The sequence below is a fragment of the Pseudomonas sp. PDM17 genome (assembly GCF_014851985.1).
Lineage (GTDB): Bacteria > Pseudomonadota > Gammaproteobacteria > Pseudomonadales > Pseudomonadaceae > Pseudomonas.
This window is the reverse complement of sequence record NZ_JACVAT010000006.1, coordinates 154,102-173,645: the sequence shown is the minus strand read 5'-3', so window position 1 is coordinate 173,645 and position 19,544 is coordinate 154,102. Positions and strand designations below refer to the sequence as shown.

Sequence of the window (19,544 nt, the reverse complement as noted above, 5' to 3'; positions counted from 1 at the left end):
CACTGCGCCTTCCCGACGCTTTCTGTCGCATTTCCGTAAGCCTCGGCAATTCGCGGGTTGGCGCTATAACAAGTTGTCGCATGGCGGCAATGACGGCCCGCTGTTCGTCCCTACAATCCATTCATCGATAGCCGCCTCAACCAGGCAGGAGAACACCGATGTCCGCTCCGCAAGCTCAGGTCCAACGCTCCGACTTCGACCAGGTCATGGTTCCCAACTATTCGCCGGCAGCCTTCATTCCGGTGCGTGGCGAGGGTTCCCGAGTCTGGGATCAGAGCGGCCGAGAGCTGGTGGACTTCGCCGGCGGCATCGCGGTCAGTTCCCTGGGGCATGGCCATCCAGCGCTGATGCAGGCGCTGACCGAGCAGGCCGGCAAGATCTGGCACGTCTCCAACGTCTTCACCAACGAGCCGGCCCTGCGCCTGGCCAAGAAGCTGATCGACGCCACCTTCGCCGAGCGCGTGTTCTTCGCCAACTCCGGCGCCGAGGCCAACGAGGCCGCGCTGAAGCTGGCGCGCCGCTACGCCCACGATGTCTACGGCCCCGAGAAGTACGAGATCATCTCGATGGTCAACAGCTTCCACGGCCGTACCCTGTTCACCGTCAATGTCGGTGGCCAGGCCAAGTACTCCGATGGTTTCGGCCCGAAGGTCGAAGGCATCACCCACATCCCGTTCAACGACCTGGAAGCCCTGAAGGCGGCCATCTCCGACAAGACCTGTGCCGTGATCATCGAACCGGTGCAGGGCGAGAGCGGCGTGCTGCCGGCCGACCAGGCCTACCTGGAAGGCGTGCGCAAGCTGTGCGACGAAAACAACGCGCTGCTGATCTTCGATGAAGTGCAGAGCGGCTTCGGTCGTATCGGCTACCTCTACGCCCACCAGTACTACGGCGTGAACCCGGACATCCTCTCCAGCGCCAAGGGCCTGGGCGGCGGCTTCCCGATCGGCGCCATGCTGACCACCGCGAAGATCGCCGAGCACCTGGTCGTCGGCACCCATGGCACTACCTACGGCGGCAACCCGCTGGCGTGCGCAGTCGCCGGCGCAGCCTTCGACGTGATCAATACCCCGGAAGTGCTCGCAGGTGTGAAAGCCAAGCACGAGCGCTTCAAGGTCCGCCTGGAAAAGATCGCCGCCGAGTACGGCATCTTCACCCAGGTTCGCGGCATGGGCATGCTGATCGGCGCGGTGCTCAACGATGCCTTCAAGGGTAAGGCCAAGGACGTGCTCAACGCCGCTGAGAAGGAAGGCGTGATGGTCCTGCAGGCTGGCCCGGACGTGGTGCGTTTCGCGCCCAGCCTGGTGATCCCGGACGCGGACATCGACGAAGGCCTGGATCGCCTCGAGCGCGCCATCGCCAAGCTGACCCGCGGCTGATCCCCCGGCTACGCTGAACCGGCGGGGCCTGTGCCTCGCCGCTCAACCGGCCGGATCGTCCCGGCCGGTTCTTCGAATGCCCCTATGAGCGCGGCACAGGCTGTGTCGCGTCCATGATCCATCAACCAAGAATCACAATTTTTGTCTGGTTAGAGGAGTGACGCCATGCTGGTGATGCGCCCCGCCCAAGTGGCCGACCTGCAGCAAGTGCAGCGTCTCGCCGCGGACAGCCCGGTCGGCGTCACGTCGCTGCCGGACGACGCGGAACGCCTGCGCGAGAAGATCCTCGCCTCGGAGGCCTCGTTCGCCGCCGAAGTGAGCTTCAACGGTGAAGAGAGCTACTTCTTCGTGCTCGAGGACAGCGAGACTGGCCGCCTGGTCGGCTGCTCGGCCATCGTTGCTTCCGCCGGCTTCTCCGAGCCCTTCTACAGCTTCCGCAACGAAACCTTCGTGCATGCTTCCCGCGAGCTGAAGATCCACAACAAGATCCACGTCCTCTCGCTGTGCCACGACCTCACCGGCAACAGCCTGCTGACCAGCTTCTACGTCGAGCGCGACCTGGTGAACACGCCGATCGCCGAGCTCAACTCCCGTGGCCGCCTGCTGTTCATGGCCAGCCATCCGGAGCGCTTTGCCGACGCGGTGGTGGTGGAGATCGTCGGCTACAGCGACGATCAGGGCCAGTCGCCGTTCTGGAACGCCATCGGGCGCAACTTCTTCGATCTCGACTACACCGAGGCCGAAAAACTGTCCGGGCTGAAGAGCCGCACCTTCCTCGCCGAGCTGATGCCGCACTACCCGATCTATGTGCCGCTGCTGCCCGACGAGGCGCAGGAAGCGATGGGCCAGGTGCATCCGCGTGCGCAGATCACCTTCGACATCCTGATGCGCGACGGCTTCGAGTCCGAGAACTACGTGGATATCTTCGATGGCGGTCCGGCGCTGCATGCGCGGACCTCGAACATCCGCTCCATCGCTCAGAGCCGCCAGGTGCCGGTGCGCATCGGCGCGTCGGGTCATGGGAGCCGCAGTTATCTGGTGACCAACGGCCAGTTGCAGGATTTCCGCGCCATTGTCGCCGAACTCGACTGGGTGCCGGGCAAGCCCGTCACCCTGAACCAGGAAACCGCCGATGCCCTGGGCATCGGCGAGGGCGCCAGCGTGCGCCTGGTTGCGATCTGAGGGGAGAGAGCATGATCGTCCGTCCCGTAACCAGCGCCGACCTGCCGGCTCTGTTTGACCTGGCGCGCAGCACCGGCACCGGTCTGACCACCCTGCCGGCCAACGAGCAGCGCCTGCAGCACCGGGTGAACTGGGCCGAAAAGGCCTTCCGTGGCGAAGCCGAGCGCGCCGACGCCGACTACCTGTTCGTGCTGGAGAACGATGAAGGCAAGGTCGTCGGCATCTCCGCCGTGGCCGGCGCCGTCGGCCTGCGCGAGCCCTGGTACAACTACCGCGTTGGCCTGACCGTCAGCGCCTCCCAGGAATTGGGCATCCACCGCGAGATTCCCACGCTTTTCCTGGCCAACGACCTCACCGGGCAGTCCGAGCTGTGCTCGCTGTTCCTGCATGCGGATCACCGCTCCGGCCTGAACGGTCGCCTGCTGTCCAAGGCGCGCTTCCTGTTCATCGCCGAGTTCCGCGAGCTGTTCGGTGACAAGGTGATCGCCGAGATGCGCGGCATGTCCGATGCGGCCGGGCGCTCGCCGTTCTGGGAAAGCCTGGGCCGGCACTTCTTCAAGATGGAATTCAGCCAGGCCGACTACCTGACCGGCGTGGGCAACAAGGCCTTCATCGCCGAGCTGATGCCCAAGTTCCCGCTTTACACCTGCTTCCTCTCGGAAGAGGCGCGCTCGGTGATCGGCCGTGTGCACTCCGATACCGAGCCGGCGCTGGCCATGCTCAAGGCTGAAGGTTTCAGCTATCAGGGTTACGTCGACATCTTCGACGCCGGCCCCGCCATCGAGGCGCCGACCGAGAAGGTCCGCGCCATCGCCGACAGCCAGAACCTGGTGCTGGCGATCGGCACGCCGGGCGACGATGCCGAGCCTTACCTGATCCACAACCGCAAGCGCGAGGAGTGCCGTATCACCGCGGCCCCGGCGCGCGTGGCCGCCGGCTCGCTGGTGGTCGATGCGCAGACTGCCAAGCGCCTGCGCCTGTCCGCCGGGGCCTCGGTCCGCGCGGTGCCCCTCTCCGGAAAACGCAACTGACGCCGCCCGGCGTCAGGGGAGCCTGATGATGAATACCCACTACATTGCCGGCCAGTGGCTGGCGGGCGAAGGCGAGCCTCTGGAATCGCTGTGCCCGGTCAGCCAGAACGTGGTCTGGTCCGGCCGTGCCGCTTCCGAGTCGCAAGTCGCCGCCGCCGTCACCGCCGCGCGCAATGCCTTCCCGGCCTGGGCCCGTCGCCCGGTGCAGGAGCGCATCGCCGTGCTGGAGCGCTTCGCCGCTGCCCTCAAGGGCCGCTCCGAAGAAATGGCCCGCGCCATTGGTGAGGAGACCGGCAAGCCGCTGTGGGAAGCCGCCACCGAAGTGACCAGCATGGTCAACAAGGTCAACATTTCGGTCCAGGCCTTCCGTGAACGCACGGGTGAAAAGAGTGGCCCGCTGGCCGACGCCACTGCCGTGCTGCGCCACAAGCCTCACGGTGTGGTCGCCGTGTTCGGCCCATACAACTTCCCCGGCCACCTGCCCAACGGCCACATCGTGCCGGCCCTGCTGGCGGGCAATGCCGTGGTGTTCAAGCCCAGCGAGCTGACCCCGAAGGTCGCCGAGCTGACCCTGCAGGCCTGGATCGAGTCGGGCATTCCCGCTGGTGTGATCAACCTGGTGCAGGGCGCCCGCGATACTGGGGTGGCCTTGGCTGGCAACGACGACATCGACGGCCTGTTCTTCACCGGCTCCAGCCGCACCGGTAACCTGCTGCACAGCCAGTTCGGCGGTCGCCCGCAGAAAATCCTGGCACTGGAAATGGGCGGCAATAACCCGCTGATCGTCGACGAAGTGAAGGACGTGGATGCTGCTGTCTACACCATCATCCAGTCCGCCTTCATTTCCGCCGGCCAGCGCTGCACCTGCGCCCGCCGCCTGCTGGTGCCGCAGGGCGCCTGGGGCGACGCGCTGATCGAGCGCCTGGTGGCCGTGGCCGCGACCATCAAGGTCGGCGCCTTCGATGAGCAACCGGCGCCCTTCATGGGCTCGGTGATCTCGCTGGCCGCCGCCGAGCATCTGATCAAGGCTCAGGAACAACTGCTGGCCAAGGGCGCCAGGCCGCTGCTGGCGATGACCCAGCCGCTGGCCACGGCCGCGCTGCTGACTCCCGGCATCCTCGACGTGACCGCCGTCAGCGAGCGCCCGGACGAAGAGTTCTTCGGCCCCTTGCTGCAGGTGATCCGCTACGCCGACTTCGACGCCGCCGTGCGTGAAGCCAACGCTACCCAGTACGGCCTCGCTGCCGGCCTGCTGTCGGACTCCCGCGAGCGCTACGAGGACTTCCTCATCGAAAGCCGCGCCGGCATCGTCAACTGGAACAAGCAGCTGACCGGCGCCGCCAGCAGCGCGCCGTTCGGCGGTATCGGCGCCTCCGGTAACCACCGCCCGAGCGCGTACTACGCGGCCGACTACTGCGCGTACCCGGTCGCCTCGCTGGAAAGCGACAGCCTGAGCCTGCCTGCAACCCTGACTCCGGGAGTGAGCCTGTGATGACCGCCTATGAGATGAACTTCGACGGTCTGGTCGGGCCGACGCACAACTACGGCGGCTTGTCCTACGGCAACGTGGCTTCGCAGAGCAACAGCCAGGCGGCCTCCAACCCGCGCGAAGCGGCGAAGCAGGGCCTGTCGAAGATGAAGGCGCTGATGGAAATGGGCTTCAAGCAGGGCGTGTTCGCCCCGCAGGAACGCCCTGCCGTCGCCTCGCTGCGCGCCCTGGGCTTCTCCGGCACCGACGCCGAGGTGATCGCCAAGGCAGCGAAAGACGCCATGCCGCTGCTCGCTGCGGTCAGCTCGGCGTCCTGCATGTGGACCGCCAACGCCGCCACCGTCAGCCCCGGTGCCGACACGGCCGATGGCCGCGTGCACTTCACCGCCGCCAACCTGAACTGCAAGTTCCACCGTTCCATCGAGCACCCGCAGACCAGCCGCATCCTTGCGGCGATGTTCAATGACGAGCAGCACTTCGCCCACCACGCCGCGCTGCCGGCAGTCGCCCAGTTCGGCGACGAGGGCGCGGCCAACCACACGCGCTTCTGCAAGTCCTATGGCGAAGCTGGCGTCGAGTTCTTCGTGTTCGGTCGCAGCGCCTTCGACAGCCGCTTCCCGGCGCCGCAGCGCTACCCGGCGCGGCAGACCCTGGAAGCCTGCCAGGCGGTCGCCCGCCTGCACGGCCTGAGCGACGACGGCGTGGTCTACGCCCAGCAGAACCCGGCGGTAATCGACCAGGGCGTGTTCCACAACGACGTCATTGCGGTCGGCAACGGCGAAGTGCTGTTCCACCACGAAGACGCCTTCCTTGACACCGAGCGCGTGCTTGCCGAGTTGCACGACAAGCTGGGGCGCCGTGGCGGTCGCTTCCGCGCCGTGTGCGTGCCGCGCGACCAGGTGACTGTCGAGGACGCGGTGAAGTCCTACCTGTTCAACAGCCAGTTGCTCACGCGCGCCGATGGCAACATGCTGCTGATCGTCCCGGAGGAGTGCCGCAAGAACGAGCGCGTCTGGCAATACCTCTCGCGCCTGACCGCCGAGGACGGCCCGATCCGCGAGGTGAAGGTGTTCGATCTCAAGCAGAGCATGCAGAACGGCGGCGGCCCCGCTTGCCTGCGCCTGCGCGTGGCGCTCAGCGACGCCGAGCTGGCCGCGGTCAATCCGGGCGTGATCATGACCCCGACCCTGCACGACACCCTGGTCACCTGGGTCGACAAGCACTACCGCGATCGACTGGCCGAAACCGACCTGGCCGATCCGCAACTGCTCGTCGAGTGCCGGACGGCGTTGGATGAATTGAGCCAGATCCTTAAACTGGGCTCGGTTTATCCCTTCCAGCAGATTTGAGTAACTGACATGACCGAAAGCCTCCCGCTGATTCTCGAAGACAACAAGGGCGAGCGCCGCGAAACCCACACCGCGCGCCTGGCCATCCGCCTGGAAGGGCGCGAGCTGTGGCTGGAGGCCGATGGCAAGGGCGGCCTTACGATCTACGCCGACTCCCATGAGGACGACGCCGAGATCCCGCTGCTGGTGGTGCGCCCGCAGGCGGTGAACCAGTTGGGCCTGAGCCTTGAGCTGGAAGCCGCCGAAGTCCACGAACATGGTCCAGACTGTGGATGTGACCATCACCACTGATCGCGGAGTCTGCGGCCGCTCCGGCCGCGGGGAATGATGGAGGCGTCCGCATGCTAGCTCTGGGCAAACTGCTCGAACTGACCCTCGCCGGCCGTGAGCCGACGGAAAAGATTCAGCTCACCGCGGACGGTACCCGTCTGCACTGGCTGGCTGAAGGCGCCCTCGAAGTCACTCCGCCGGTGGCGCGCGACAATGGCCGCGACCTGCTGCTCTCGGCGGGTATCCACGGCAACGAGACGGCCCCCATCGAACTGCTCGACCGCCTGGTACACCGCATCGCCCGTGGCGAGCTGAAGCCGGCGTCGCGGGTGCTGTTCCTGCTCGGCAATCCCGAGGCCATGCGCCGTGGCGAGCGTTACCTGGAGCAGGACATCAACCGCCTGTTCTGCGGTCGCCACGAGGAGGGCAGCGGCAACGAAGCGCTGCGGGCGTCAGAGCTGGAGCGTCTGGCTGCCGCGTTCTTCGCCCGCGAGGGCCGCCCGCGTCTGCACTACGACCTGCACACGGCCATCCGGGGCTCGAAGATCGAGCAGTTCGCGCTCTACCCCTGGGCCAGCGGCCGCGAGCACTCCCGCGACGAGCTGGCGCGCCTGCGCAGTGCCGGCATCGATGCGGTGCTGCTGCAAAGCAAGCCGGGCATCACTTTCAGCGCCTACACCTACAGCCAGCTGGGCGCCGAGGCGTTCACCCTGGAACTGGGCAAGGCGCGGCCGTTCGGCCAGAACCAGGCGGTGAACCTGGATCGCCTCGAAGCGATGCTGCAGGGCGTGATCAGCGGCCAGGAGGCGGGCGGCGCGCAGATCGACGGCCTGCAACTGTTCGCGGTCTCCCGCGAAGTGATCAAGCACAGTGATCACTTCCGCCTGCATCTGGACGATGCGGTGGACAATTTCACCGAGCTGGATCACGGCTTCCTGCTCGCCGAGGACATCGGCGGCACCCGCTGGATCGTGGAAGAGCAGGGCGCGCGGATCATCTTCCCCAACCCGCGGGTGAAGAACGGCCTGCGCGCCGGCATCCTGGTCATTCCCACCGAGCTTTGATCTCCCCGGCGCGCGCCCATCGCGCGCCTTGTTTCCCCTCTGGCGAGCGCTTAGCATCGGCCCTTTCCGCCTGATGCCCGAGGAGCCTTGCCATGTCCATCATCGACCTTCGCAGCGACACCGTGACCCTGCCCACCGCCGGCATGCGCGAGGCGATGGCGCGGGCCGAACTGGGCGATGACGTCTACGGCGAAGACCCGACGGTGAACCGTCTGGAAGCGTCCCTGGCCGAGCGCCTGGGCTTCGCCTCCGCGCTGTTCGTGCCCACTGGCACCATGAGCAACCTGCTCGGCCTGATGGCTCACTGCGGCCGGGGCGATGAGTACATCGTCGGCCAGCAGGCGCACACCTATAAATATGAAGGCGGCGGCGCTGCGGTCCTGGGCTCGATCCAGCCACAGCCCATCGATGGCGAAGCCGACGGCTCGCTGGACCTGGCCAAGGTCGAGGCGGCGATCAAGCAGGACGATTTCCACTTCGCCCGCACTCGCCTGCTGGCGCTGGAAAACACCATGCAGGGCAAGGTCCTGCCGCTGACCTACCTGGCCGCTGCACGGGAAATGACTCGCCGCCGTGGCCTGGCGCTGCACCTGGACGGCGCGCGCCTGTACAACGCGGCAGTGAAGCTGGGCGTGGATGCCGGCGAGATCACCCGCCACTTCGACTCCGTCTCGGTGTGCCTGTCCAAGGGCCTTGGTGCGCCGGTGGGGTCGGTGCTCTGCGGCGATGCCGAGCTGATCGGCCGCGCGCGTCGCCTGCGCAAGATGGTTGGCGGCGGCATGCGCCAGGCTGGCGGTCTGGCTGCGGCGGCACTGTATGCGCTGGACCATCAGGTCGAGCGCCTGGCCGAGGACCACGCCAACGCCGAAGCGCTGGGCCGTGGCCTGGCGGAACTGGGCTATGCCATCGAGCCGGTGCAGACCAACATGGTCTACGTCGGCATCGGCGAGCAGGCCGGCGCGCTGGGTGAGCACTTGGCCAAACATGGCATTCGTGTCAGCCCGGCGGCGCGCCTGCGACTGGTCACCCACCTCGATGTGAAAAGCGCCGATATCCCGCGTATCGTCGAAGCTTTTGCCGCCTTTCGTCGTTCCTGACAGAAATTATTGCGCGATAGGGGTTAACTATCGCGCAAAGACACTACAACCTTGATGCGGGGCCGATATAATGCGGCCCTTTGCCGGCGATTCGTGGCCGCATTTTTCCGTGGAAGAACCTATGAAAAGCGCTGAAATCCGTGAAGCCTTCCTCCGCTTCTTCGAAGAGAAGGGGCACACCCGCGTAGCGTCCAGTTCGCTGATCCCCGCGAACGACCCGACCCTGCTGTTCACCAACGCAGGCATGAACCAGTTCAAGGATTGCTTCCTGGGCCTGGAAAAGCGCGCCTACACCCGCGCCACCACCAGCCAGAAGTGCGTGCGTGCCGGCGGCAAGCACAACGACCTGGAAAACGTCGGTTACACCGCGCGCCACCACACCTTCTTCGAAATGCTGGGCAACTTCAGCTTCGGCGACTATTTCAAGCGCGACGCCATCACCTACGCCTGGGAATTCCTGACCTCGGACAAATGGCTGAACCTGCCCAAGGAAAAGCTCTGGGTCACCGTCTACGCCAGCGATGACGAGGCGTACGACATCTGGACCCAGGAAGTCGGCATTCCCGCCGAGCGCATGGTCCGCATCGGCGACAACAAGGGCGCTCCCTACGCATCGGACAACTTCTGGGCGATGGGCGACACCGGTCCGTGCGGCCCGTGCACCGAGATCTTCTTCGACCACGGCGCCGACATCTGGGGCGGCCCGCCCGGCTCGCCGGAAGAAGACGGCGACCGCTACATCGAGATCTGGAACAACGTCTTCATGCAGTTCAACCGCACCGCGGACGGCGTCATGCACCCGCTGCCGGCGCCGAGCGTGGACACCGGCATGGGCCTTGAGCGCATCAGCGCCGTGCTGCAGCACGTCCACTCGAACTACGAGATCGACCTGTTCCAGAGCCTGCTGAAGGCTTCGGCCGACGCCATCGGCTGCGCCAACGACGACGCACCGTCGCTGAAAGTGGTTGCCGACCACATCCGTTCCTGCGGTTTCCTGATCGCCGACGGCGTGCTGCCGTCCAACGAAGGTCGTGGCTATGTGCTGCGCCGCATCATCCGTCGCGCCTGCCGCCACGGTAACAAGCTGGGCGCCAAGGGCACCTTCTTCCACAAGATCGTCTCCGCCCTCGTCGGCGAGATGGGCGAGGCCTTCGTCGAGCTCAAGCAGCAGCAGGCGCACATCGAGCGCGTGCTGAAGACCGAGGAAGAGCAGTTTGCCAAGACCCTGGAGCAGGGTCTGAAGATCCTCGAGCAGGACCTGTCCGAGCTCAAGGGCAGCGTCATCCCCGGCAACGTGGTGTTCAAGCTGTACGACACCTACGGCTTCCCGGTGGACCTGACCAACGACATCGCCCGCGAGCGCAGCCTGACCCTCGACGAGGAAGGCTTCGAGCGCGAGATGGAGGCCCAGCGCGAGCGTGCCCGCTCCGCCAGCGCCTTCGGCATGGACTACAACAGCCTGGTGAAAGTGGATGGCGACACCCGCTTCCTCGGCTACCAGGGCGTTTCCGGCGCCGGCCAGATCATTGCCCTGTTCAAGGACGGCAAGGCCGTCGAGCAGTTGGGTGAAGGCGAGGAGGGCGTGGTCGTCCTCGACCAGACTCCGTTCTACGCCGAATCCGGCGGCCAGGTTGGCGACAGCGGTTTCCTTGAGGCTGCAGGCGTGCGCTTCGACGTGCGCGACACCACCAAGGCTGGCGGCGCTCACCTGCACCACGGCGTGGTTGCCCAGGGCAGCCTGACCGTTGGCGCTGCCGTGAAGGCCGAGGTCGCGCCTGGCGTGCGCCAGGCCACCGCGCTGAACCACTCCGCTACCCACCTGCTGCACGCTGCGCTGCGCCAGGTACTGGGCGATCACGTCCAGCAGAAGGGCTCGCTGGTCGACAGCCAGCGCCTGCGCTTCGACTTCAGCCACTTCGAGGCGATCAAGCCCGAGCAGCTGAAGCAACTGGAAGACATCGTCAACGCCGAAATCCGCAAGAACTCCGAGGTCGAGACCGAAGAGACCGATATCGAGTCCGCCAAGAACAAGGGCGCCATGGCGCTGTTCGGCGAGAAGTACGGTGATCAGGTGCGCGTGCTGAGCATGGGCGGCAAGTTCTCCGTCGAGCTGTGCGGCGGTACACACGTGTCCCGCACCGGCGATATCGGCCTGTTCAAGATCACCAGCGAAGGCGGTGTGGCTTCCGGCGTGCGTCGTATCGAGGCGGTCACCGGCGGCGCAGCGCTGGCCTACCTCAACGGTGCCGAAGAGCAGCTCAAGGAGGCAGCCGGCCTGGTCAAGGGCAGCCGTGACAACCTGCTGGACAAGCTCTCCGGTCTGATCGAACGCAACCGTCAGCTGGAGAAGGAACTGGAGCAGCTCAAGGCCAAGGCCGCCAGCGCGGCCGGCGACGACCTGGCGGGTTCCGCCGTGGAAGTCGGTGGCGTGAAGGTGCTGTCCTCGCGTCTCGACGGCCTGGACGGCAAGGCGCTGCTGGCGCTGGTCGACCAGTTGAAGAACAAGCTGGGCAGCGGGGTCATCCTGCTGGGCGGCGTGTTCGAAGAGAAGGTCGTGCTGGTCGCCGGCGTGACCCAGGACCTGACCGCCAAGCTGAAAGCGGGCGATCTGATGAAGCAGGCCGCTGCGGCCGTGGGCGGGAAGGGCGGTGGTCGCCCGGACATGGCCCAGGGCGGTGGCGTCGATGCCGGCAAGCTGGACGAAGCTCTGGCGCTGGCAGTGAAGTTTGTCGAACAGGGCCTCTAAAGGCCCTGAAATACGGGGCCCGCAGCGCGTCCGGCGGGCCTTGGCAGCATGCGGTGATGCATGTTTAATGGGCGCCCTTCAGGAATCAGGCGGCTTTTGAAATGGCTTTGATCGTACAGAAGTTTGGAGGGACCTCCGTCGGCACCGTCGAGAGAATCGAGCAGGTAGCCGAGAAGGTGAAGAAATTCCGTGAAGCGGGCGACGACATCGTCGTGGTGGTGTCCGCCATGAGCGGCGAGACCAACCGCCTGATTGGTCTGGCGAAACAGATCATGGACCAGCCGATTCCGCGCGAGCTGGATGTGATGGTCTCCACCGGCGAGCAAGTGACCATCGCCCTGCTGAGCATGGCGCTGATGAAGCGCGGCGTGCCGGCGGTTTCCTACACCGGTAACCAAGTCCGTATCCTTACCGACAGTTCCCACACCAAGGCGCGTATCCTGAGCATCGACGATGCGAACATTCGCGCAGATCTGAAAGCCGGTCGTGTAGTCGTGGTCGCTGGCTTCCAGGGTGTGGACGAGCAGGGCAACATCACTACCCTCGGCCGTGGTGGTTCCGACACCACCGGCGTAGCCCTGGCGGCGGCACTGAAGGCCGATGAGTGCCAGATCTATACCGACGTCGATGGCGTCTACACCACCGACCCGCGCGTCGTGCCGCAGGCGCGCCGCCTGGACAAGATCACCTTCGAAGAGATGCTGGAAATGGCCAGCCTCGGTTCCAAGGTGCTGCAGATCCGCTCGGTGGAATTCGCCGGCAAGTACAACGTCCCGCTGCGCGTGCTGCACAGCTTCCAGGAGGGTCCGGGCACCCTCATTACCCTTGATGAAGAGGAATCCATGGAACAGCCGATCATCTCCGGCATCGCCTTTAACCGCGACGAAGCCAAGCTGACCATCCGTGGCGTACCGGATACTCCCGGCGTTGCTTTCAAGATTCTCGGCCCGATCAGTGCCGCCAATGTAGAAGTCGACATGATCGTGCAGAACGTCGCGCACGATAACACCACCGACTTCACCTTCACCGTGCACCGCAACGACTACCAGGCCGCCCTGGAAATCCTCAAGCAGACCGCCACCACCATCGGTGCGCGCGAAGCCACTGGCGACACCAACATCGCCAAGGTTTCCATCGTCGGTGTCGGCATGCGGTCTCACGCCGGTGTCGCCAGCCGCATGTTCGAAGCCCTGGCCAAGGAGACCATCAACATCCAGATGATCTCCACCTCGGAAATCAAGGTTTCCGTGGTCATCGAAGAGAAATACCTCGAGTTGGCGGTCCGTGCCCTGCACACCGCTTTCGAACTCGACGCCCCGGCCCGACAGGGCGAGTAAGGCGGGATATACCGAAAGGCGCGGCTACCCCGCGCCTTTTGTCGTTTTTGACTGTCTGACAGGAACTTTCTTTCCGGCAGGACTGGTCAATACTTGGGTGAAGGATTCGCGCACTTGATCTATACGAATCTGCCACCATTTCTTTTTTTGCAGACTGCTTATCCCGTAACACGTAAGGAGAAAGGAATGCTGATTCTGACACGCCGGGTCGGAGAGACCCTGATGGTCGGTGATGACGTCACCGTGACTGTACTGGGCGTCAAAGGCAATCAGGTGCGTATCGGTGTGAATGCGCCGAAGGAAGTTGCCGTGCACCGTGAGGAAATCTACCAGCGCATCCAGAAAGAGAAAGACCAAGAACCAAACCATTAATTTTTCTAAAATTTTTCTTTGCAAACGGGGAAAACATGGATATCATGCGCCCCGTGTTGCGGAGAGGTGGCCGAGTGGCCGAAGGCGCTCCCCTGCTAAGGGAGTACACCTCAAAAGGGTGTCGGGGGTTCGAATCCCCCCCTCTCCGCCATTGCATCCTCTGGTGCGATGAGTTGCCCGGTTACGTAAGTGACTGAAAAGATTGAAAAAATCTTGTTGACAGCTCAGAAGAATCGCCCTAGAATTTGCGCCCTCATCAGCGCACTCATAGCTCAGCTGGATAGAGTACTCGGCTACGAACCGAGCGGTCGGAGGTTCGAATCCTCCTGAGTGCGCCATATAAGAGGCAACGCGAAAGCGGGGCTTCAGTGGCGAAAGGGCTGAAAAGCCATTAGCTGCAACCAGTTGGTGAATCTGGTTAAACTTTGCCAACGACGCACTCATAGCTCAGCTGGATAGAGTACTCGGCTACGAACCGAGCGGTCGGAGGTTCGAATCCTCCTGAGTGCGCCATATACAAAAGGGCCTGCAGTAATGCAGGCCCTTTTTCTTTGCCTTCAAAAAACTTTCCATTCGAAAAGCATTGGGCGGCGTAATCAGCGCTTCGCCTTGCCCATCACGCAACCATCCTCGTCAAAGGTCACGGTACGTGCGCCGTGCTTCTTGTCCGCCTCGTAGTGGTAGCGCAACGTCTCGTTGTGCTGGCTGGTCCTGTCGGGCCTCCCCAGGGCGCTCTCCACGTCGCTGCGGGTCATTCCGGTCCTCACTCGCCCTTCGATGATCGCCTTGCGCCGTGCGCTGCCAGTGACGCGATTGCCGCAGCCATTCTGCTGTTCGCCAACGACCACGACGGACTCTCGCTCGGCGTCCTTTTTGCCCTGACCTTTGCTGCGCACCAGCGGCTTCTGTGGGGCGGACTCTTGCGGGATCGCCATCGGCACCGGCTCGCCGCTGCCGGGCGTGGGGTTGTTCGCTTCCTGGATTTCCTGCTGCCTTTCCACGGGGCAGCCATACTGACTGAACAGCACGCTGCCGTCGGCCGCAGTGCAGCGGAACACCGAGGTCGCCTCGCTGGTCGGAACCAGTGGAATCAGGAGTGAGCAGAGCAGGGCGGGCAGGCGCATGGTTTCCTCCGTGATGGCGGGCCTGCCTGCAGCCTAGGAGTGGAAATTGTCAGTCGGAGCCGGGTGTCCTGTGGGAGCTTTCGGGCGTCGAACCGGGCAGTGATTCGCCAGTGAACTTTCGCCCGCAAGCGATTGTTCTGGCCGCCATTTTGTAACGCCTAATACACCCCGGAGTGTTATCATTTCCCGCATCTGCCCTCGATGGGCGCATGGGACACCACCATGGACTTACCCAGTAGTTACTCAGAACCCCGATTGCGTACACACGACCTGATGTATTGATCCCCTCTGGCCCGTTCTGCCACTGGGGGTGGAGCGTGCTATGACCGAAGTAGAAGCCAAGAAGCCGCAGGAAAGCCTGCAGGACCGCCTCAACCAGGTGGTCGACCTGCTGCACAAGCACAAGCTGGTGGAAGACCTGACGCACCGTCAGGAAGGCCAGCATCAAGACCTCGTCGAAAACCTCGTGCATCGCCAGAACCTGGCGGAACTCCAGCGCAAGCTGGAAGAGTTGCACCCGGCCGACATCGCCCACATTCTCGAATCCCTTCCGCTGGATGACCGCCTGACGGTCTGGCAGCTGGTCAAGGCCGAGCGCGACGGCGACATCCTCCTCGAAGTCTCCGACTCCGTGCGGGAAACCCTGATCGCCGACATGGACGATCACGAGATCCTCGCCGCGGCCAGGGACATGGACGCCGACGAACTCGCGGACCTCGCGCCGGAACTGCCGCGCGATGTGGTCCACGAGCTGATGGAAAGCCTCGACCAGCAGCAACGCGAGCGTGTGCGTTCGGCGCTGTCCTACGAGGAAGACCAAGTCGGCGCGCTGATGGACTTCGAGATGGTCACCATCCGCGACGACGTCAGCCTGGAAGTGGTGCTGCGCTACCTGCGTCGACTGAAGGAGCTGCCGGGCCATACCGACAAGCTCTTCGTGGTCGACTACGACGGCGTGCTCAAGGGTGTGCTGCCGATCAAGCGCCTGCTGGTGAACGATCCGGACAAGGACGTGGCTGAAGTCATGGCTACCGATCCGGTGACTTTCACCCCCGACGAGGACGGCTACGACGCCGCCCAGGCGTTCGAACGTTACGACCTGATTTCCGCCCCTGTGGTGGACAAGAACAGCAAGCTCATCGGCCGTCTGACCATCGATGAGATGGTCGACCTGATCCGTGAGGAAAGCGAAAGCGAAGTCCTGAACATGGCCGGTCTGCGCGAGGAAGAAGACATCTTCGCCTCGGTCTGGAAGTCGGTCGGCAACCGTTGGGCGTGGCTGGCCACCAACCTGGTCACTGCCTTCATCGCCTCGCGGGTGATCGGCCTGTTCGAAGGTTCCATCGAGAAGCTGGTGGCGCTGGCCGCGCTGATGCCCATCGTGGCCGGCATCGGCGGCAATTCCGGTAACCAGACGATCACCATGATTGTCCGCGCCATGGCGTTGGATCAGATCCAGACCAGCAGTGCCAACCGCCTGCTGCGCAAGGAGCTGGGCGTAGCGCTGGTGAACGGCCTGGTATGGGGTGGCGTGATCGGTCTGGTTGCCTTCTACCTTTACGGCAACTGGGAGCTGGGTGCGGTCATGACAGGCGCCATGACGCTCAACCTGCTGCTCGCCGCGATGATGGGCGTGCTGATCCCGATGACGCTGCTGCGCCTGGGCCGCGACCCGGCCATGGGCTCCAGCGTGATGATCACCGCCATGACCGACAGCGGCGGATTCTTCATCTTCCTCGGGCTGGCCACGCTGTTCCTGATGTAACGCCAGCTCTGCCGAAAAGGCCGCCCGCGAGGCGGCTTTTTTGTGCCTGTGGTTATGCGGCACCGGTAAATCGCGGGCATGAAAAAGCCGGCTCGAGGCCGGCTGTTTCGGGTGGCGCGAACGAATCAGGCGTCGTTCTGTGCCATCTCGGCATCGTGCGCGATCAGGGCGATCAGCGCGTTCTGCTGACGATGGGTCAGCTGACGGAAGCGCTGCAGCAGTTCGCGCTCGTGCAGGCTGAGTTCCGGGCTGTCCAGGCGAATGCCCAGGTTGTCCTGCAGGGCGCCTTCCTGCAGCAGGCTCTGTTCGAGACGCGCGATGATCTCGGAGTTCATGCTGCGGTGGTGGCTGCGAGCGACGTCGGCGATACGCTCACGCATGCCTTCGGGCAGACGTACGACGAACTTGTCAGCGGTACGGCTGGAGTAGGTGGGGGTTGCCTGTTTCAATGGGCGCATACTTTAAACCTGTAAGTCAGGGAGGCCGATGCCATGGGTCAGCGTTCGTTCAGGCCCTTTGACAGCGATTTCCAGTGGCCGTTCAGCGCGTCGTCAAAGCTTTTGAAAAAATATCCAATAACTTGACGTCAAACCTTCGGCATATTGTGTCTCGGGTGAAGGCTAAATGCCAGCACCAATCGTCCGAAATGAGACCGCCTAGGCAGACCCTTCTTTGGATGGGAATTGAAGGGAAAGCTGGCGAAGTGCCCGTTCCAGTCAGCGTAGTCGATGTGTACTGTGCGCCTGCCTGCCGTTGGGCAGCCTGATGAGGGCACTTCGTCGCGGATTGCCATGATGGCACAGCGCTGGGTGGAGAGTCAGGAGCGGTGGCGGCGTGCGGGCGTCGATATCGGGTTTTCACTGATATCGCACAAGGCTCGGAGTATTATCCGCCCCGCGGATCAGAATTGAAGTAGCGCCGAGCCGCCGGCGCACCGAGAGTTTCATGACCCCAGGCAGACTGATTTTCCTGATGGGCCCTTCGGGCTCCGGCAAGGACAGCGTGTTGCAGGCCGCCAGCGCTCCGCTGGCCGCGTTGGATTGCCGGATCGTCCGGCGCGTCATCACCCGGTCAGCCGAGGCGCGGGGTGAAGAGGCGCAGTCGGTGAGCATCGACGAATTCGCCGAGCTGGAGCGCTCCGGCGCCTTTGCCATGAGCTGGCGCGCCAATGGCCTGCATTACGGCATTCCCCGCGAGATAGATGACTGGCTTGCTGCCGGTCACGACGTGCTGGTCAATGGTTCGCGCAAGTACCTGCCTGAGGCCCGTCGTCGTTATCCGCAGCTGATCGCGGTGCTGCTGAAGGTCGATGCCGAGGTGCTGCGACAGCGCCTGCTCAAGCGCGGGCGGGAGACGCTGGTGGAAATCGAGGAGCGCCTGGCGCGCAATGCGCACTTTGCCGATGGTCTGCCCGGGCCGCTGGTGGAGCTGGATAACTCGGTGTCCCTGGATGTGACAGTCGGCCACCTGCTGGGCTTGCTCGCCCCGCCGGATGCCCAGGCCAGCTGAAGTCAGTCCAGGCTCAGCGACAGGCTGACGCCGTGGGGCGCGAAGCCCATCGCCGCATAGAAACGGTGCGCCATTTCCCGGTCCTGGTGGCTGGAGAGCGCCAGCTTGTAGCACTTCCAGTCCCGCGCCCATTCCACGGCCCGGCCGATCAGCGCCTGGCCGATGCCCTGGCCGCGTGCACGGCTGTCCACCACCATGTCCTCGAGGATTGCCGAGCGGGCGAAACCGTGGGCGATGTGTTCGATCAGGTGCAGCGTGCAGGTGCCGAGCAAGGCTCCGTCGCGCTCGGCGATCAGCGTTACCCGCGAGGGCTGCTGGTTGCTCAGGGCGAGGGCGAGCAACGCGGTGTCGGGCAGCGGGTCGCGTGTGCCCAGTTGTTGCAGCAGAGGAGCAAGGGCCGCCGCATCATCGGCCGTGGCGACGCGCACATCGAAGGTAGCGAAGGGGGAGTCGGGCAGGGCGCCGTCGTCTGTGGTCATGGTGATTCTCCGGCTGACGGCGAAATTATGGACCGCGACGGTGGCGGCGGCATGACAAATCGCTTGTCGGTGGTTAACATGCCGACCCGATTGTCCCGGTAGCTCAATTGGATAGAGCGTCCCCCTCCTAAGGGGAAGGTTGGAGGTTCGACCCCTCTCCGGGACACCAGTACGCCAAGGCCCGCAACTGCGGGCCTTTTTCGTTTCTGCCCGAGGTGGCCATCAAGGCGAAAAGGTCACCCGGTTGCGCCCGTTGTGCTTGGCGTCGTACAGCGCCTGGTCGGCCTTGATCAGCGCCTGGCTGAGGGTGCCGTCGGCGGTGAGATGGGCCAGGCCCAGGCTGATGGTGACGTTGGGTGTACCGGGCAGCTCGGCGGTCACGCGGCGCAACTGCTCGACCCGCGACTGAGCCTCCTCCACGCTGATCCCCCACAGGTACAGGCCGAACTCCTCTCCGCCCAGGCGGGCGAATTCGAAGTCCTGCATTTCATGCTGGATGGCGCGCGCGACGCGGGTCAGCACTTCGTCGCCGATGTCATGCCCGTAGGTGTCGTTGACCCGCTTGAAGTGATCGATGTCGATCATCACCAGGTAGCGCTGCTCGCCGTCGCCTCCCAGGCGCTGGCCGACGCGGGTCATGAAGGAGCGGCGGTTGGGGATGCCGGTGAGCACGTCGAGGTAGGCCTGATCCAGCAGCAGCCGGGCCATGGCGTAGTTGTACAGCTTGGCCTTGCTCAGGTGGTGGAAGATGTAGACCGAGAGCGCGCTGATGAACAGCGGGTAGCAGACCAGCATGCTGCGTCGCGCGTCCAGGGCCGGCACATCGCCCAGCAGCGGGTTGAGGAAGGTCCAGGTCACTACCAGCACGGAATAGAAGGCGAGATTGTTCAGCGGCATCGCGGTGGCACTGTAGAGCACCGTGGCGGCCGCGATCACCAGCCAGGCAGGGCGCAGTGGCTCCGGCAAGCCGTCGATCACCAGGCGTGCGCCGAGGCTGAAGGTGATGACGAAGGCCAGGTTGAGCCAGTAGAAGTGCATCGCCTTGCGTACGAAGCTGGCCACCACGGTGATGAGGAAGAACACACCGAGGAAGAGCACCGAGACATAGGTGAAACCCTGACCGGCCTGGAAGCTGACGATGAGATCGAAGAGCAGCCACATGGCGGCGCTCACGGCAAAGATCAGCAGGCTGAGCCCGTGGAGTCGCTCGAAATCGTGCTGGAGGAATTCGGCCCTGATCCCGGCCGGGACGCTTTGCTTGAGTATCTCGGACTCGATGGTCTTGAACATGAACCGCCCTGTGCGCGTGTGGGATCGCTCGCGCGAGAATAGCCGAACCCGATGCCGACCG

General features: G+C 64.2%; 17 protein-coding genes and 4 tRNA genes. 17 read left to right on the top strand and 4 right to left on the bottom strand.

The window, feature by feature from the left end:
• Positions 1-158: 158 nt before the first annotated feature.
• The 14 genes from IB256_RS21930 to IB256_RS21865 all read left to right on the top strand — a co-directional run bounded on the left by IB256_RS21930 (position 159) and on the right by IB256_RS21865 (position 13,829).
• Positions 159-1,379, top strand: coding sequence for an aspartate aminotransferase family protein (locus IB256_RS21930; RefSeq protein WP_138215126.1), 1,221 nt, complete (start codon positions 159-161; stop codon positions 1,377-1,379).
• Positions 1,380-1,544: 165 nt separating this feature from the next.
• The gene (aruF, locus tag IB256_RS21925) at positions 1,545-2,561 is read left to right on the top strand and encodes an arginine/ornithine succinyltransferase subunit alpha (protein WP_138215125.1); all 1,017 of its coding nucleotides are present in this window, start codon (positions 1,545-1,547) and stop codon (positions 2,559-2,561) included.
• Positions 2,562-2,572: 11 nt separating this feature from the next.
• The gene (gene astA / locus IB256_RS21920; protein WP_192289248.1) at positions 2,573-3,592 is read left to right on the top strand and encodes an arginine N-succinyltransferase; all 1,020 of its coding nucleotides are present in this window, start codon (positions 2,573-2,575) and stop codon (positions 3,590-3,592) included.
• Positions 3,593-3,617: 25 nt separating this feature from the next.
• Complete coding sequence (astD, locus tag IB256_RS21915; RefSeq protein WP_192404056.1) at positions 3,618-5,084, top strand: succinylglutamate-semialdehyde dehydrogenase; 1,467 nt, start codon at positions 3,618-3,620, stop codon at positions 5,082-5,084.
• Positions 5,084-6,430, top strand: coding sequence for an N-succinylarginine dihydrolase (gene astB / locus IB256_RS21910; RefSeq protein ID WP_192404054.1), 1,347 nt, complete (start codon positions 5,084-5,086; stop codon positions 6,428-6,430). The genes astD and astB overlap by 1 nt, the downstream gene beginning before the upstream one ends.
• A gap of 9 nt (positions 6,431-6,439) precedes the next feature.
• On the top strand, positions 6,440-6,721 hold the full coding sequence (locus tag IB256_RS21905) for a GTPase (RefSeq protein WP_026078911.1): 282 nt from the start codon (positions 6,440-6,442) through the stop codon (positions 6,719-6,721).
• A 50-nt stretch (positions 6,722-6,771) separates the two neighbouring features.
• Positions 6,772-7,764 carry a succinylglutamate desuccinylase gene (gene astE / locus IB256_RS21900; RefSeq protein WP_192289242.1) on the top strand — a complete coding sequence of 331 codons (993 nt, stop codon included), beginning with the start codon at positions 6,772-6,774 and terminating at the stop codon, positions 7,762-7,764.
• A 92-nt stretch (positions 7,765-7,856) separates the two neighbouring features.
• Positions 7,857-8,861: a low-specificity L-threonine aldolase gene (gene ltaE, locus IB256_RS21895; protein ID WP_192404052.1), complete on the top strand. Its 1,005-nt coding sequence runs from the start codon at positions 7,857-7,859 to the stop codon at positions 8,859-8,861.
• Between the two features lie 121 nt (positions 8,862-8,982).
• On the top strand, positions 8,983-11,607 hold the full coding sequence (gene alaS, locus IB256_RS21890) for an alanine--tRNA ligase (protein ID WP_192289237.1): 2,625 nt from the start codon (positions 8,983-8,985) through the stop codon (positions 11,605-11,607).
• 101 nt (positions 11,608-11,708) lie between these two features.
• The gene (locus tag IB256_RS21885) at positions 11,709-12,944 is read left to right on the top strand and encodes an aspartate kinase (protein ID WP_081517979.1); all 1,236 of its coding nucleotides are present in this window, start codon (positions 11,709-11,711) and stop codon (positions 12,942-12,944) included.
• 186 nt (positions 12,945-13,130) lie between these two features.
• Positions 13,131-13,316, top strand: a complete 186-nt coding sequence (gene csrA, locus IB256_RS21880) for a carbon storage regulator CsrA (protein ID WP_003085981.1) — start codon at positions 13,131-13,133, stop codon at positions 13,314-13,316.
• A gap of 60 nt (positions 13,317-13,376) precedes the next feature.
• Positions 13,377-13,467 (top strand) — tRNA-Ser (locus IB256_RS21875).
• 110 nt (positions 13,468-13,577) lie between these two features.
• Positions 13,578-13,654: transfer RNA gene (locus IB256_RS21870), tRNA-Arg, on the top strand.
• 98 nt (positions 13,655-13,752) lie between these two features.
• Positions 13,753-13,829 (top strand) — tRNA-Arg (locus tag IB256_RS21865).
• Between the two features lie 83 nt (positions 13,830-13,912).
• On the opposite strand, the gene bamE is transcribed toward IB256_RS21865, so the two are convergent.
• Positions 13,913-14,440: an outer membrane protein assembly factor BamE gene (gene bamE, locus IB256_RS21860; protein WP_192289235.1), complete on the bottom strand. Its 528-nt coding sequence runs from the start codon at positions 14,438-14,440 to the stop codon at positions 13,913-13,915.
• A gap of 322 nt (positions 14,441-14,762) precedes the next feature.
• Between bamE and mgtE the strand changes: the two genes are divergently transcribed.
• Complete coding sequence (mgtE, locus tag IB256_RS21855; RefSeq protein WP_192404051.1) at positions 14,763-16,205, top strand: magnesium transporter; 1,443 nt, start codon at positions 14,763-14,765, stop codon at positions 16,203-16,205.
• Between the two features lie 125 nt (positions 16,206-16,330).
• On the opposite strand, the gene amrZ is transcribed toward mgtE, so the two are convergent.
• Complete coding sequence (gene amrZ, locus IB256_RS21850; protein ID WP_017517196.1) at positions 16,331-16,663, bottom strand: transcriptional regulator AmrZ; 333 nt, start codon at positions 16,661-16,663, stop codon at positions 16,331-16,333.
• 487 nt (positions 16,664-17,150) lie between these two features.
• On the opposite strand from amrZ, the gene phnN reads away from it, so the two are divergent.
• The gene (gene phnN, locus IB256_RS21845; RefSeq protein WP_081517982.1) at positions 17,151-17,714 is read left to right on the top strand and encodes a phosphonate metabolism protein/1,5-bisphosphokinase (PRPP-forming) PhnN; all 564 of its coding nucleotides are present in this window, start codon (positions 17,151-17,153) and stop codon (positions 17,712-17,714) included.
• Positions 17,715-17,716: 2 nt separating this feature from the next.
• Here phnN and IB256_RS21840 read toward each other — a convergent pair whose 3' ends face one another.
• Positions 17,717-18,193, bottom strand: coding sequence for a GNAT family N-acetyltransferase (locus IB256_RS21840; protein ID WP_081517983.1), 477 nt, complete (start codon positions 18,191-18,193; stop codon positions 17,717-17,719).
• A 92-nt stretch (positions 18,194-18,285) separates the two neighbouring features.
• Here IB256_RS21840 and IB256_RS21835 point away from each other — a divergent pair.
• Positions 18,286-18,362: transfer RNA gene (locus tag IB256_RS21835), tRNA-Arg, on the top strand.
• A gap of 53 nt (positions 18,363-18,415) precedes the next feature.
• Here IB256_RS21835 and IB256_RS21830 read toward each other — a convergent pair.
• The gene (locus IB256_RS21830; RefSeq protein WP_081517996.1) at positions 18,416-19,483 is read right to left on the bottom strand and encodes a sensor domain-containing diguanylate cyclase; all 1,068 of its coding nucleotides are present in this window, start codon (positions 19,481-19,483) and stop codon (positions 18,416-18,418) included.
• Between the last annotated feature and the right edge of the window lie 61 nt (positions 19,484-19,544).

What these genes read in the sequence shown, in the direction of transcription:
- IB256_RS21930 (WP_138215126.1), top strand. Translation starts at nt 159, where the DNA reads ATGTCCGCTCCGCAAGCTCAGGTCCAACGCTCCGACTTCGACCAGGTC.
- aruF (WP_138215125.1), top strand. Translation starts at nt 1,545, where the DNA reads ATGCTGGTGATGCGCCCCGCCCAAGTGGCCGACCTGCAGCAAGTGCAG.
- astA (WP_192289248.1), top strand. Translation starts at nt 2,573, where the DNA reads ATGATCGTCCGTCCCGTAACCAGCGCCGACCTGCCGGCTCTGTTTGAC.
- astD (WP_192404056.1), top strand. Translation starts at nt 3,618, where the DNA reads ATGATGAATACCCACTACATTGCCGGCCAGTGGCTGGCGGGCGAAGGC.
- astB (WP_192404054.1), top strand. Translation starts at nt 5,084, where the DNA reads ATGACCGCCTATGAGATGAACTTCGACGGTCTGGTCGGGCCGACGCAC.
- IB256_RS21905 (WP_026078911.1), top strand. Translation starts at nt 6,440, where the DNA reads ATGACCGAAAGCCTCCCGCTGATTCTCGAAGACAACAAGGGCGAGCGC.
- astE (WP_192289242.1), top strand. Translation starts at nt 6,772, where the DNA reads ATGCTAGCTCTGGGCAAACTGCTCGAACTGACCCTCGCCGGCCGTGAG.
- ltaE (WP_192404052.1), top strand. Translation starts at nt 7,857, where the DNA reads ATGTCCATCATCGACCTTCGCAGCGACACCGTGACCCTGCCCACCGCC.
- alaS (WP_192289237.1), top strand. Translation starts at nt 8,983, where the DNA reads ATGAAAAGCGCTGAAATCCGTGAAGCCTTCCTCCGCTTCTTCGAAGAG.
- IB256_RS21885 (WP_081517979.1), top strand. Translation starts at nt 11,709, where the DNA reads ATGGCTTTGATCGTACAGAAGTTTGGAGGGACCTCCGTCGGCACCGTC.
- csrA (WP_003085981.1), top strand. Translation starts at nt 13,131, where the DNA reads ATGCTGATTCTGACACGCCGGGTCGGAGAGACCCTGATGGTCGGTGAT.
- bamE (WP_192289235.1), bottom strand. Translation starts at nt 14,440, where the DNA reads ATGCGCCTGCCCGCCCTGCTCTGCTCACTCCTGATTCCACTGGTTCCG.
- mgtE (WP_192404051.1), top strand. Translation starts at nt 14,763, where the DNA reads ATGACCGAAGTAGAAGCCAAGAAGCCGCAGGAAAGCCTGCAGGACCGC.
- amrZ (WP_017517196.1), bottom strand. Translation starts at nt 16,663, where the DNA reads ATGCGCCCATTGAAACAGGCAACCCCCACCTACTCCAGCCGTACCGCT.
- phnN (WP_081517982.1), top strand. Translation starts at nt 17,151, where the DNA reads ATGACCCCAGGCAGACTGATTTTCCTGATGGGCCCTTCGGGCTCCGGC.
- IB256_RS21840 (WP_081517983.1), bottom strand. Translation starts at nt 18,193, where the DNA reads ATGACCACAGACGACGGCGCCCTGCCCGACTCCCCCTTCGCTACCTTC.
- IB256_RS21830 (WP_081517996.1), bottom strand. Translation starts at nt 19,483, where the DNA reads ATGTTCAAGACCATCGAGTCCGAGATACTCAAGCAAAGCGTCCCGGCC.